Source organism: Pseudomonas sp. PDM09, assembly GCF_014852305.1.
Lineage (GTDB): Bacteria > Pseudomonadota > Gammaproteobacteria > Pseudomonadales > Pseudomonadaceae > Aquipseudomonas.
The window spans coordinates 1-14,542 of the sequence record NZ_JACVBI010000015.1 but is presented as its reverse complement, the minus strand read 5'-3'; the positions used below and the strand labels follow the sequence as shown (position 1 = coordinate 14,542).

Annotated in this window: 8 protein-coding genes; 1 reads left to right on the top strand and 7 read right to left on the bottom strand. The window is 59.7% G+C overall.

All coding sequences use genetic code 11. The features are described 5' to 3' along the window. Nucleotides 1–5: 5 nt before the first annotated feature. On the bottom strand, nucleotides 6–1,523 hold the full coding sequence (locus tag IB250_RS27820) for a CoA-acylating methylmalonate-semialdehyde dehydrogenase (RefSeq protein WP_192346847.1): 1,518 nt from the start codon (nucleotides 1,521–1,523) through the stop codon (nucleotides 6–8). A gap of 161 nt (nucleotides 1,524–1,684) precedes the next feature. Between IB250_RS27820 and IB250_RS27815 the strand changes: the two genes are divergently transcribed. Then, nucleotides 1,685–2,632, top strand: coding sequence for a LysR family transcriptional regulator (locus IB250_RS27815; RefSeq protein WP_192346845.1), 948 nt, complete (start codon nucleotides 1,685–1,687; stop codon nucleotides 2,630–2,632). Here IB250_RS27815 and IB250_RS27810 read toward each other — a convergent pair. From IB250_RS27810 to recC, 6 genes are all read right to left on the bottom strand, one after another. After that, the gene (locus tag IB250_RS27810; RefSeq protein WP_192346930.1) at nucleotides 2,629–3,132 is read right to left on the bottom strand and encodes an OmpA family protein; all 504 of its coding nucleotides are present in this window, start codon (nucleotides 3,130–3,132) and stop codon (nucleotides 2,629–2,631) included. The genes IB250_RS27815 and IB250_RS27810 overlap by 4 nt on opposite strands. Before the next feature lie 5 nt (nucleotides 3,133–3,137). After that, a complete protein-coding gene (locus IB250_RS27805; RefSeq protein WP_192346843.1) occupies nucleotides 3,138–4,406 on the bottom strand; it encodes a diguanylate cyclase domain-containing protein in 1,269 nt (422 codons plus the stop codon). Further along, on the bottom strand, nucleotides 4,403–4,978 hold the full coding sequence (locus IB250_RS27800) for a YfiR family protein (RefSeq protein ID WP_192346834.1): 576 nt from the start codon (nucleotides 4,976–4,978) through the stop codon (nucleotides 4,403–4,405). Before IB250_RS27800 ends, IB250_RS27805 begins: the two co-directional genes overlap by 4 nt. A 116-nt stretch (nucleotides 4,979–5,094) precedes the next feature. Continuing rightward, entirely contained in the window at nucleotides 5,095–7,203 is a 2,109-nt protein-coding gene (gene recD / locus IB250_RS27795; protein ID WP_192346832.1) for an exodeoxyribonuclease V subunit alpha, read from the bottom strand. Then, nucleotides 7,200–10,889 (bottom strand): exodeoxyribonuclease V subunit beta, encoded by a 3,690-nt coding sequence (recB, locus tag IB250_RS27790; protein ID WP_192346830.1) that lies wholly within the window; start codon nucleotides 10,887–10,889, stop codon nucleotides 7,200–7,202. The genes recD and recB overlap by 4 nt, the downstream gene beginning before the upstream one ends. Next, a complete protein-coding gene (gene recC / locus IB250_RS27785) occupies nucleotides 10,886–14,338 on the bottom strand; it encodes an exodeoxyribonuclease V subunit gamma (protein ID WP_192346828.1) in 3,453 nt (1,150 codons plus the stop codon). The genes recB and recC overlap by 4 nt, the downstream gene beginning before the upstream one ends. Nucleotides 14,339–14,542 lie beyond the last annotated feature (204 nt).

Below are 14,542 nucleotides of genomic sequence, written 5' to 3'. Positions count from 1 at the left end.
GCTCCTTAACGCAAGTGGATGGTGGTGTTCACACCGTCGTTGACGCTGTCGTCGTCGAACCAGCGCGCAGTGACGGTCTTGGTTTGAGTGTAGAACTGCACCACTTGCTTGCCATAAGGACCGAGGTCACCGAGCTTCGAACCACGGGAACCGGTGAAGCTGAAGAACGGTACCGGCACCGGAATCGGGATGTTGATGCCGACCTGGCCGACGTCGATTTCCGTCTGGAATTTACGCGCCGCCGCACCGCTCTGGGTGAACAAACCCGTGCCGTTGCCGAATGGGTTGGCGTTGACCAGTGCGATGGCCTGATCGAGGGTATCGACTTCCAATACCACCAGCACCGGACCGAAGATTTCCTGGGTATAGATCTGCATCTCGGGAGTGACACCAGAGAACAGGGTCGGACCGACAAAGTTACCCTTCTCGTAGCCCGGAACGCTGATGTCGCGACCGTCCAGTTCGAGCTTGGCGCCTTCCTTGATGCCGCTTTCGATCAGATCGAGAATCCGCGCCTTGGCTCGCTTGGAAATCACCGGGCCAACATCAGTGCCCGGCTCGCTGCCGGCATTGACCTTGAGTTTCTGCGCCAGCGCTTTCAGGTCTGGCAGCCATTGTTTAGCCGCGCCCACCAGCACCACCACCGAGGTGGCCATGCAGCGTTGCCCGGCCGCACCGAAACCGGCACCGACCAGCGCATTCAGCGCTTGTTCGCGGTTGGCATCCGGCAGCACAACGGCGTGGTTTTTCGCGCCCATCATTGATTGCACGCGCTTGCCGTGTTTGCCGGCCAGGTCGTAGACGTGAGTACCGACCGCGGTCGAACCGACGAACGAAACAGCCTTGATGTCCTTGTGGGTGCAAAGCGCATCCACCACATCCTTGCCACCATGAACGACGTTGAGCACACCCGGCGGAATGCCGGCCTCGATGGCCAGTTCCACCAGCAGCATGGTCGACATCGGGTCCTGTTCGGACGGCTTGAGCACGAAGGTGTTGCCGCAGGCGATGGCCATCGGGAACATCCACAGCGGAATCATCGCCGGGAAGTTGAATGGGGTAATGCCGGCACAGACGCCGATTGGCTGACGCAGGGTGTAGGTGTCGACACCGCCAGCGACGTTCTCGGCGAACTCGCCCATTTGCAGGCTGCCAATGGAGCAGGCGTGCTCCACCACTTCCAGGCCGCGGAAGATATCGCCTTCAGCATCGGCGATGGTTTTGCCCTGCTCATTGCTGAGTACCACGGCAATACGCTTGGAGTGTTCACGAATCAATGCCTGAAGCTTGAGCATGATGCGCATCCGCGCGCCGATCGGCGTCAGCCTCCAGGTCTGGAAGGCGCGATGGGCGGCGCTAATGGCGGCATCGACTTCGGCGGCTGTGGCGAATGGGACTTTGGCCAGCACTTGTTGCGTCGCCGGGTTGACGATGTCGTGCCATTCGGTGGTCTGGGATTCGACCCACTCGCCATCGATCAACAGCTTGACCTTTTGCACGGTGGTTTCTAGCGATGCGTTCATATTGGTCTCCGGACGTTGTTCTTATTTAGAGAGCGATCTTTGGAGCCAAGGCGAGAAAGTCGCCTTGAGATGAGGCGTGTGTCACGAATTGGTTATCGGACTGTTTTTGGAGTATAGATGTGCAAACTTCTAATAAGAACGCACATAAAAGCCGGTCCATCATGCAAAAAAACATCACGTCTTTAGGCTCGTTGAACTGGGATGACCTCAAGTTTTTCCTCGAGGTTGCCCGCACTCGCAAGGCCAGTACCGCAGCCAAGCGCCTGGCGGTGGACTACACCACCGTGTCGCGACGCATCAGTTCGCTGGAAACCTCGCTGGGCACGTTGCTGTTTGAAAAATCCCGGACCAGCGGTTTCGTCCTGACTGCCGAAGGCCAGCGGCTGCTGGGTTACGCCGAGTCGATCGAAAGCACTCTGCACATGGCCTGCGAGCAGGTTTCAGGCTCCGGCGTGGCGTTGTCCGGGCATGTGCGCATGGGCTGCACCGAAGGGTTCGGCAGCTTTTTCATCACTCCGCAGCTGAGCCATTTCGTCGACGCCTACCCGGCGATCTCGGTGGACATCCTGCCGCTGCCGCACTTCATCAGCCTGTCCAAGCGCGAAGCAGACATCGTCATCGCACTGGAGCGACCGGAGCATGGCCCGTATGTCTGCTGCAAACTCTGCGATTACAAATTGCAGCTGTATGCGACTCAGGATTATCTGAACAAGCACCCACCAATCCGCCGTCCGGCAGACTTGAGCAAGCATCAATTCATCAGTTATGTGGACGATCTGGCGTTCAGCTCGGAACTGCTGTATCTGGCGAATGTGTTGCCTGGTGCCAGTGCCAATCTGCGCAGCACCAGCGTGATTGCGCAGTTCGTAGCCGCTCAGCAAGGACGGTCAATGGCGATTCTGCCGTGCTTCCTGGCGGCTCAGGATCCGCAATTGCTGCCGGTGTTGCCGCAAGAGATCACCATTACCCGGCAGTTCTGGATGTACTGCCGCGAGGACCTGCGCAAGCTCAAGCGGATCACCCTGTTGTGGGATTACATCCGTGCCGTTACCGAGCAGAATCAAGCGCTGTTGATGGGGGAAAGTCGGGAAATGTTGTTCGCCGATTAATCCGCGCTCACTACGATCGACACCCGACGGTTCTCGGTGCGTCCGACCGCGGTGTCGTTGGAAGCGACGGGCTTACTGCTGCCCAGGCCGCGCAGCTGGATGTTTTCTTCTTTTATGCCGACGGTGGCCAACACCTTGCCGACGCTTTTTGCGCGACGCAGAGAAAGCTGTTCATTATAGGATTCTTTGCCTGACGCATCGGTGTGGCCGTCGATCCTCACCCGTTCGATTTCCACACTCAACAACGCCTTTCCAATGCGCTCCACGATCTCGGTACTGGCAGGATTGAGGCTCTCGACATCGCTGCCGAACAAAACTTTGCCTGACAGGCCATAGGCCCAGCCATCATCCGTCATTTCGAAACCTTGCTGCTTGAGCACAGCGATCTGCGCCGGGGTCAGGCCCTTTTGCGGTGCCGTCTGGCAACCGGTCAATGCCAGCAGGGCCAGGAACAGGGAGATCGTGAAAAGTCGCAGAGAACGCTGATTGAAGGTGAACACAGACATTAGCTCCTGGTTTGAACATGGGCGACAGGGAGCTCCGCTCCTGCCGTTTGCTGCGCGCCTCGGGAAAGGCGTTTGGCCTGGTACATCGCGGCGTCGGCAGCATCGAGCAACTCGCCCGGTGTGACCCCATGATCGGGGTACACGGCGATGCCAATACTGAGTGAAGTCAATACCTGGGTACTGCCCGGCAACTGGATGGGTATTTCCATGCTGGCGATGATTTTGTCAGCAATCCGTTCGGCGTCTTCGGCCTTGTGCAGCGGTGTGAGCAGGATTGCAAACTCGTCGCCCCCCAGACGCGCAACCAGGTCCTCTTCACGCAGTTGCGCACGAACCCGGGTTGCCACGGCGACCAGCACCGCATCGCCGGCAGCGTGTCCGAAGTTATCGTTGATCTCCTTGAACCGGTCGCTGTCCAGGAACAGCACCGCCACTCGTTCATCGAGCTTGCCGGCATTGCGCAAGGCACGCATCAGGCGGCCTTCGAAAAATGCTCGATTCGGCAGTCCGGTCAGGCTGTCATGGCTGGCTTGGTGGGCCAGGGTTTCGTTTTCGCTTTGCAGGTGGGTCTGCCAGGACTCGAGCTCATCGAGCAAGGCATTGAAGTCATTACCCAGGTTGTCGAGTTCGGCAATGTCGGCGGGCGGTACGCGCTGGTCAAAGGCTCGCTCGCTGCGGGCGGCGTGAGCCACAGTAGCCAGGCTGCGCAAAGGGCCGGTGATCCCACGCAATTGCCGCCGCGCCAGATAGAGCGCAACCCAGGCGCTGATGGCGGTACACAAGACGATTCCCATCAGACCGCTGAGCAAAAAGCGCATCAGGCTGCCACCGTGCCCGACCAGCAGGATACTGCCAATTTCCTGACCTTGATGGACGATCGGCATGCTGATGGGCTTTTCCAGAATCACCCGGGCGATCTGCATTTCAAGATCGGAGAGCAACCCCTTTTCCGGTCGTTGCCAACGTGCAAGCAACTCGCCTTGCTGGTCCATCACCTGTGCGTCGGCCACTTCTTCGGTGGACGCGATCAACGCCAGCGCCTCAGTGGCGGCGACCTTATCGTTGAACACCACCGCGGCTTCCACGGTGTAATTGATCGAACGGGCGATCAGATGCAGGTTGTGATCGGCATAAACCCGCAAGGCCAGCACCCCCAGCAGGGTCAACGAAACACTGGCCATGGCCACGCCCACCAGGGCGACGATCAAATGTCCACGACCTATAACCGACCCCAGGGTCGGACGTATACGGGATTTGAATAGACTCATGGTGCCGCCGGCTTGCGACGCGACAGTTGCAGCACACTGGGATGGATGCGCACACCGCTGCGGGCGACTGAGTCTAGGTTGACCTCGAAGGATACTTGTTCATCGCCGACCCGCAGGCAGAACAGACTGCCGACGGTGCATTGATCGCCGCCTTCGCTGATGCTCACCACCGGGCGTCCTGTCAGCGAGGCGAATAGCCGACTGCGCTCGTCGCTGGTCAGCTTGCCGATGTACACCGCGTCGCATTCACCGGCAATGACCGGGTTGTCGGCCAAAAGCCGTTGCACGATGACAGGCCGACCAGTGGCCTGGGTAGTGCCCTTGACCAGATCGTCGGTGTACTCGGTAGGGCCGACTATGCACAGACGCAACTGTTGAGGCTCAACAGGCCACCGGGCATAACTGAGGATCCCGAGCACCACCTGAGTGACTGATCTGGCGCGCTGGTCGGCCTTGCTTACGGCGGTTTCCGGCTGAGCGAAGGCAACGCCCGTCAACAAACAGAGAAGGCCGGCAAGCAGCACTTGCTTACAGCCAACAACGCGCTCTGTCGCCCAGACAGCCACCTTCATGCAGGGATTCTCTTCGATCGCAACGAAATGATGCCGCAACGATAGCACAGCACCGAAACACCAGCGAGGCCACGCACCACGGCACCTCGGACAGATTCCGTCGTCTGCTCCCCTTTTCAGTGACCCGGCTCGATCCCCTCTTCCAGCTCCAGCATCAACCCGCTCAAGCGCTTGACCTTACGCCGCACGGCCTCTTCGAATATGCCGGCACGAGGCTCAATCAGGGTGAACCAGTGTTTGGCACGGGTTATGCCGGTATAGATCAGCTCCTTGGTGAGCACAGGGTTCAGGGCATCCGGCAGAATCAACGCCGTATGGGCGAATTCCGAGCCTTGGGATTTGTGTACGGTCATGGCGTACACGGTGTCGACATCGTTGAGCCGACTTGGCAGGACAAAGCGCACACCGCCTTGACCATCGTTGCGCGGGAAGGCCACACGCAGCACTTGCCGTCCAGCATCGGGGCCTTCACGTTCCGGCAGCTTGAGGGCAATGCCAATGTCGCCGTTCATCAAACCCAGGCCATAGTCGTTGCGGGTCATCAGCACGGGCCGACCTTCGTACCATTGGTGGTCGCTGTCGATTAGCCGAGCCTTGAGCAGCGCGTCGGTCACTCGCTGATTCAAGCCTTCCACACCCCAAGGCCCTTTGCGTACCGCGCACAATAGCTGGAAGGCGTCGAAAGCTTGCAGGACCACACGAGCCCAATGGGTCCAGCGTGGATCGTCCAGTGGGCTGTCGAGCGGCGGCCGCTGGCTACGCAAAAGATTCAGGTAATGCCGATAACCTTGCGGCCCCTCGCCATGGCCTTCGAGCAGTAAACGCTCCAGCGCCCGGTCCTGCTCACCCTTGAGAGGCAGGGAAAATACGTCGCCATGGCTTCCAGCCGCCAGTAACTTGCGGGCTTCCTCGGGTTGCTGCCGGTTGACCCAACGGGCCAACTGGCCAATGCCGCTGCCCTCGCCGAAGCGCCGTGAGTGACGCAGCATCACGACTTGCTGAGCCAGGGGATGCGTTCCGTGGACGTCTTCGTGCAAATCGCTGGCACCAAGGTTTTCACCGCTGACCGCCTCAAGCCACTGGCGGGTCTGCGGGCTGTACCAACCGGCTTCGGCATCGCGGCATAGATCGCCCAGGACGGCACCGGCCTCTACCGACGCCAGTTGATCCTTGTCACCGAGCAGCACCAGACGAGCATGGGCCGGCAATGCGTCGAGCAGATTGGCCATCATTTCCAGGTCGATCATCGAGGCTTCGTCCACCACCAATACATCCAGCGGCAAGCGATTGCCAGCGTGGTGCCGGAAATGCCGGGTGCCGGGACGACTGCCGAGCAAACGGTGCACGGTGGTCACATCCGACGGGATCTTCTCCCGCACCGTTTCAGCAACTTCCAGGGTTTGAACCTGTTGGCTGATGGATTCGGTCAATCGTGCGGCAGCCTTGCCAGTGGGTGCCGCGAGACGAATGCGCAGTGGTTTCCCGGCCTCCACCGCTGGCGCCTGAAGCAGAGCAAGCAAACGCACGACCGTGGTGGTTTTGCCGGTCCCCGGGCCGCCGGTGACGATGCTGAATGCGCTACGGGTGGCCAGGGCGCAAGCGAGCTTCTGCCAGTCGATCACTTCATCAGGCCTGGCTGGGCCGAACAGGCCGGTCAGGCGTTGAGGTAAATCATTCGGTGTTGTTTCGTGTGCCGCCAGCCGCTGACGCAGGGCGTTATCAATGCGCCGCTCGTAAGCCCAGTAGCGGCGCAGGTACAAGCGTTTACCCGACAGCACCAACGGCCGATGCTGCGCGGCCTCGCGCCCGTCGACGGCCAGAGCCACCAAGCGGCTGGACGCCAGCACCCTGCACCAATGAGCCCCCTCCAGCGCCTCAAGCAATTGCGACGGCAGCAACATCGCGCCACTTTGCAGATCACCTTCCGGCGGCAGCGACAGAGCGAAGTCCGGCTCTTTCAGCGTTTCGAACAGATCCAGGCAAACATGGCCGTGGCCCAACTGGTGACTGGTCAACGCGGCTGCCAGCAGCACCAGCGGATCATCGTCGGGGGCGAGCTCATGGAGAAAGGCCACGAAGGCCTTGTCCAGCGCCCGCAGCCAACCGCGTTCGACCCAGCGCGTGAGCAGCAGCAACAAGTCATTTGCGCGACTCAGCGGGGCCAGGTCCGCCAGACTTTCGGCCGCCAACGGCGTGGGGAGCAAATCGGCGAAGGTGCGGCTCATAGCAGTACTCCCTGTTCCCAGGCGGGTTCGGCCTTGGGCTCTGGCTTGCCCTGGAACAACCGGTCCAGACGCTCGATCAGTTCCCGTGGCGGACGGGCGAAATACACGCCCTGGCTGGTCGCGCGAGTACCGCGAAGGAACAGATACAACGCCCCACCGACATGCCGATCGTAATCGTAATCGACCAGCCGCGCCTTGAGCTGGCGATGCAAGGCGAGCAGGTACAACACATATTGCAGGTCGTAACGGTTGTCCAGAATCGACTGCTCCATGGCCTGCTCGGTATAGGCCGCGTCATCGACGCCCAGCCAGTTGGATTTGTAGTCGGCGACGTAATAACGACCGTCGTGCTCGAACGTCAGGTCGATGAAGCCTTTGAACATGCCATTGAGCAGCACCGGTTCGGCGGCCACCCTGGCCACGCCGTTGTGGGTGTATTGGCGCACCAGTTCATCGAGCTTGAGCACATCGACTTTGTGGCTGGCGAACCAGAACTCCATTTCGACCCGATACTGGGTCAGTTGCTCGAACACCACCGGTGCCTGCCCGCCGCCAATGTGCAGCGGGGATTTGAGCAAGTGCTGTAGCCAGTCACTCAATGTCGTGATCCAGCCTTCCCAGCCACGGCGATTGCAGCGACGGGCGATGGCGTCTTCCACAGTTTGTGGTGCAGCGGCAAAACCTTCGTCACCGGCCCACTCGAGCAATCCATGGAGAAATGTGCCGGGGTTCGGCCCGCGAGGGAATCGATGGATATCAGCGCCGCCGGCAATCACTTCTCGCGGCGCTTGCGGATCGAGACGTTCGTCGTCAAAAAGCTTTTGTGCTTGCGGGCTCTCTGGAGCTTCGTCACTGCCCACGCTAAGACTGTCACCAATGCGCAGGGCGCTGTAGGAGGCGATCCACCAGTTTTCGCTGGCCTTGCGTTTGGGTATCAGCGGCGCAAGCAAGGTCGCTTCATTGCGCGGCGGATGGTAATGCTCGGCGCTCGCTTCAGGCATTTCACCGTAATTCAGCGCCGGGCAGTTCTGCTGCAAATCTTCCAGCCAACGCCGCAACCCTGCCGACTCGGCCAATGGCGCACCACCGCCCAACAGGTAACCCAACGCTGAAAGGTGCAGCGTCGAGCCATTGTTATTGCCGCGCTTGAGGTCAGTCACACCGAGCCAGCAGGCATGTTGTGCCCGGGTCAGGGCGACATAGAGCAGGCGAAGATCCTCGGCCAAGCGCTCATCATCGGCTTGCACAATCAACTCCGGTGTCGGCTTCAAGCTCACTTGAGCGTTGCCCATCGCGTCGTGGTAATACAACGGCAAACGGCTGCCATCCACCGGTTTTGCCGAGCAGATGAATGGCAGAAACACCAACGGATATTCAAGCCCTTTGGATTTGTGAATGGTCACGACCTTGACCAGTTGCTCGTCGCTTTCCAGGCGCAGGATCTGTTCTTCGCCAGCCTGACCGGACAATGCCAGATGTTCGGCCAAATGCCGGATCAGCGCTTGCTCGCCATCAAGCTCGGCGGCGGCCTGCTGTAGCAGCTCGGACAGGTGCAGCAAGTTGGTCAGCACCCGCTCGCCATCGTTGCGCGCGATCAACGCCTGGGGCAGTTGGAAGTCGTGCAGCAAACGTCGCAGCATTGGCAGCACACCCTGTTTGCGCCAGAGCTCGCGATAACCGCGGAACTGCATGACCCGCGCTTCCCACGCCAGTTCGTCCTGATTCAGCCGTTCCAGTTCAGCCAGCGAAAGGTTCAGTGTGATGCAGGCCAGCGCGGCGCGGAGGGGACGCTCGACATCCGGCTCGGCACACGCCTTGAGCCAGGTCAGCAGGTCATGGGCTTCCTGCGCGGCGAACACGGAGTCCTTGTCTGACAGGTAAACACTGCGCACGCCGCGGGCAGAAAGTTCGCCACGCACGGCCTGGGCCTCTTTGCCGTCGCGCACCAGAATTGCGATATCCGATGGCAGTAGACCTTTGAAGTCCTTACCGTCCTGGATGAAGCCAGTACAGCCTTGCTGACCGCCATTGAGCAGCGCGGTGATTTCACTGGCGCAGGCGGCGGCCAATTGTTGCCGATACACCGCGCCAGACAGTGGCTGATCGGCGGACAGGTGCCAGATGTTCAGGGCCGGTACAACCTGACCATCAATCTGCAGGACTTCTTTGCGCCCCTGGGATTCGACGGGCAGGAACGGGACCGGGTTCTCGCCACTTTTCTCACGGAACAGGAATGCTCCGCGTCCCTGCCCACGAGATTCGGCGCGCTCGAACACATGGTTTACCGCACTGACCATGCCATGACTGGAACGGAAGTTGGTGCCCAGGGTATGCAGGCGGCCAGTGGTGGCCTGGCGGGCACGCAGGTAGGTGTAGATGTCGGCTCCGCGGAAGGCATAGATCGCCTGCTTCGGGTCACCGATCAGAAACAGACCGGTTTCGGGATTGTTGTCTTCGATGCGATAAATGCTCTCGAAGATTCGATACTGCACCGGGTCGGTGTCCTGGAATTCGTCGATCAACGCGACCGGGAACTGCTCGCGGATCAGTGTGGCCAGGCGCTCACCGCCGTCAGACTGCAAAGCCGCATCGAGGCGCAGCAGCATGTCATCGAAGCCCATTTCCGCGCGGCGACGCTTTTCCTCCTCGAACCGTGCACCCACCCAGTGAGCGGCGTGTTGCAGCACGGCGGCATCGGGGGTCGGCAAACTATCGAGACTGGTCTTGAGACCGGGCATTGCATCGAGACCGGGATGACGGGGAGCTTCACCCTTCCAGGCTTCAGCCATGCCATCGGGGGTCAGGCGAGTGAAGCCGGTGCCAATGTCCAGTTGCTCGAGAGATTCATCTTCGGCCCAGGCCCGGAGCTTTTCGAACCAGGGTTCGAAGTAGCGCGGCTGCATCTTGCGGCCATCGACGCTCTTGCTTGCGACACCCTGGTGACAGATGGCAAGCAACTCATCCGCCCATTGGCGCCAGGGCATCTTGAGCTCGAGCAAAGCGGCCCGTCGTTCCTGCAGGCACTCGGCAATCAACTCGGCAGGCTCTTTACCTTCAACGCTGTCACGCTCACTGGCGAACAACCCACGCACTCGTGGTAGCAACGCCGCAGGGCCGCCCCAATTGCCGCGAACCCAGTTCAGTGCATCGCCTTGCATTGGATAACAGAACAGTCGCCAGTAGTCGCGCAGGACTTCGCCGAGCAAATCACTATGATCGGTTTCCAGGGTCTGGGTGAACAGGCTTCCACTGTCGAACGCATGTTCGCGCAACATGCGCTGGCACCAACTGTGGATGGTCGATACCGCCGCTTCATCCATCCACTGGGCGGCGATGTCCAGGCGGTTTGCACAGCCGGACCACTGTTCGGGGAGGTACTGCTCGCGCAACTCGGCAATGAGGCTATCCGGTGCCGGTGTCTCATCGCGGAAAAACCGTGCGGCTTCGGCCAGCCGTGTGCGAATACGTTCGCGCAGCTCTTTGGTCGCGGCATCGGTGAAGGTCACCACGAGGATTTGCGGCGGCAGCAACTCACGGCCAAAACCACTTGATTCGCCGCCGTGGCCAAGGACCAGACGCAAGTACAGCGCAGAAATAGTGAAGGTCTTGCCGGTCCCGGCGCTGGCCTCAATCAGCTGGCTGCCACGAAGCGGGAATGCCAGGGCCAGCGGTGTTTTCGTGGTCATGCGCGCGCCTCCTCGCTGGTCAATGAACGCCAAGGGGCTTCAAGCAGAGGCCGATACAAAGCGTCGCACCAATCGGGGAAGGTTTCATCGGCAATCAGAGCATCGTAGTCGGCGAATTGCCGAGCGAGTGCCGGGCTTTCGCGGCGCTCGCCGTCAGTGGTCTGGTCGTCGCCTTCATAAGTCTTGCGGGCAGCGGCGTCAGCTTTGGCCGGGTCGGTTTGAGCGAGCCAGGCGAACGCTGTTTTTACTGCAATCGGCAGCGGCTGGCGCATGCCCGTTTGCCAAGCCAACAACAGGTCGCCCAGAACCCGGGATGCTGCGGCCTCCTCCATCGGACCGAGCAGCAAACTGTCGTCGCTGGCCACCAGCGCGGTGGTCATCGGCATGCCGCTGGCACAGGCAACCAGGTGATTGACCCAAGGTCGCGTCAGGCGATGCCATTTGCGGGCCTTGATCAAACCGATGCTGTTGGGAATCGTAGTCACCGACAACAACCCGCCATCTGCGCGTTGATGCAGGCCACTGAGCCAGCCTTCCAGACGCAATCCTTGTAGTTCCAGACTCACCGGCAACGCGCTGGTGAGCGGGGTCGGCCATAACGCCAGGAGTTGCTGATAGCGCAGCAGCAGATCCGGCAGCGGCTCGATCAACTCTCGCTGAAGACATTCGCCAAAACCGGCCATGGGTAAGAGCCCGCTGTTTTGCAGGCGTTTTGCCTGCGCCTCCAGTACCTGATCGGTTTGCTCCAGTTGCCCCAGTGCCGCTTCAAGCAAGCTGTCGCTGAGGCTATAGCGTTGCAGCGCGTCGAGTACAAATGGCTCTTCATCAGCCAAAGGCACTTCTGCAGCCTCGAAGAACACTTTGAGCCGGTGGCTGAAGAAATGTCGTACAGGGTTGCGCAGAAAATCCTGCAGCTGACCCAGGCTCAGCGGCTCGTCCTGGACGTAGGGTTCAAGCACTTCGATATCAGTCGTCAGATCACTGGCTTGATGTAGAACCTGCCACTCGCTGGCGTAGCTGAATAGATCATCGCCTTCATGAAAGTAGCGAGCGCTGAAAGGTTGCAGCGGGTGTTCCTGAGTCATGGACTCAAGCAGGTCACCATTATCATCGTGCAGTCGCCAGCCGCTGCCGAGATGATCACGCAACTGCCCTATCAACACCGAAGCAGGGCGCTCGCTGTTGTCCCGAATACTGCGGCCGACCCAACTGATATAGAGTTGGTCGCGTGCCGACAACAATGCTTCCAGCAACAGATAGCGATCATCTTCACGTCGGGAGCGATCACCGGGGCGGTAGTCACTGCCCATCAGATCGAAATCCAGCGGCGGTTGCGCGCGAGGGTAATCGCCGTCATTCATGCCAAGTAGACAGACCAGTTTGAAGGGGATCGCTCGCATGGGCATCAAGGTACAGAAATTAACGGCCCCGGCAAGGAAGCGCTGAGACAGGCGACCTTGGTCGAGACCCGCCAGCCAGGCTTCACGGACTACGGTCAACGGTAATTCGTCGTGCAAACCTACGGACTCGCAGGTCTCAAGCCAGGTCTCACGCAGCTCTTCGAGTTGGGCCAACAAATAGTCGTCATGCTCGTTGCTGGCCAGGAAGAATAACTGCACCAAAGCTTGCAACCGCGAGCCCCATTGTTTGGGCGCTGCAGGTTGAGTGAGTTCCTGGTGAGCAACTTCCAATGTATCCAACAACGCCACCAAAGGGCCTATGAGCGCGGCATCCAGACCACCAATTTCGTCGTAGGGTTCAATCCCCTCGCAGGCACTGGCGCTGCCCACGGCATAACCCAGCAACATCCGTCGCAGACCGAAACGCCAGCTGTTTTGCTCCAGTTCCTCAGGCAGACCCAGGCCCGCACGCTGCTCGGCGTTCATCCCCCAGCGAATGCCTGCGCCTTCGATCCAGCGATGCAAGGTCGGCAGATCTCGTTCCTCTACGCCAAACCGGGCGCGTAATGCGGGAACGTCGAGCAGATCCAGGATCTCGCTGACAGGGAAACGACTGTCGGGAAGTTTGAGCAGGTGTTCGACAGCAATCAGTAGCGGATCCCGGCCTCGCTGGCCTTGATCCGCAAGTGTGAAAGGAATGAAGCGCGGATCAAAGCGATCGATCTGACCAAAAACAGCACGGATATGCGGGGCATAACTGTCGATGTCCGGGACCATCACGATTACGTCGCGAGGCCTGAGGTCTGTGTCAGCACTGAATCGTGCGAGCAACTGATCGTGGAGTATTTCCACTTCGCGTTGAGCGCTATGGGCGATGTGAAAACGGATCGAATCGTCCTTTTTCAGATCGACAGCAGCCCAACGCTCGCGAGTCTCGTTCAAGGGACGCAATTCCAGGATATCGTCCTGCAACTGATTGAGCATGCTCTGTGGCTGGCTTTCGCTGAAAAGATCGATGCGCCCGTCGCGAAACGCCGAGCGATAGCTATTGGGATCGTCGTAGCTGTCGAGCAGATTAATGTAGTCCCGCCCCTGCTTGCCCCACGCGGCCAGTAGCGGATGGGCATGCTGATGGAGCGTTTGCGCGTCGAGCACGACCGGCATGCCGCTCTTGCGAGCCTGGCGCTTGTACTGATGTCGCAACAGATCTTTATCGGCGACGATGTCCGCCCAATGGTGACGACATGGGTTGTGTACGCACAGCAAGACCTGGCTGAATCGAGCAAGCCCGGCAAGCGCTTCCAGGGCCTGAGCAGGCAGTGAAGAAATCCCGAAAACGATCACCCGCGAAGGCAATCCACTCGGCGCTACGTCGAGGCTATTGATGCGTTCGATAAAGCGTTGGTGGACGCCTGCGCGGCTTTGCGCCATGCCTTGTTCACCGACATCCAGCAACAGCGCACGCCACAGCTCCGCCTGCCAACAGTTGGCCGGGGTCAGGGCTTTGGCTTCGCCTCTACCATTTCGTAACTGATGACGACCTTCTGCCCAGTCTTCGAGCCAATCGGCACGGTAGACCTGATATTGGTCGAACAGATCCGCCAGTCGCTCCGCCAATTGATAGCGTTTACGTAAGTCGGTGTCATGGGTAAGAAAGCGCTGCAGAGGTTCGAAGTGCGGTTGGTTGATTAACTGTGGCAACAGACGCATCAGACGCCAGGTCAGCGGGGCTTTATCGAGAAGGGATTTGACCGGGATCTCGTCACGTCCCAGCACCATGCGATAAAGCTGCCACATGAAGCTGCCCGGTAACTGCACATCGATGGCAGCGGCAATTCCGCAGCCGCCCATGTCGTCATCTTCGGGGTCTTCGGCCAGTGCCAGCTTCAGCCATTGGGCGATGCCGTTGCTCTGTACCAGGGCGATTTCATTTTCCAAGGGAGCCAGCGGGTAGCGCCGCATCCAGCTGACCACCAGGCTGCGCAACTCGTCCAGACGGTTGCCGTGAACCACCATAAAACCAGCATTGAGGGACGTAGCGTCCGGCATAAAGGCTTCCTTGGGAAAATACAAAAGCTAGGGCCGAACCTTAGCACTGTCATCAGACTGTGACAGCCGGGAGCGGTCCGATAATGCTGTACGAACTTTCCTGCGGGCAAAACAAAACCCCTACCTGCATACGCAGATAGGGGTTTCGGAATTTAATCTTGACGATGACCTACTCTCACATGGGGAAACCCCACACTACCATCG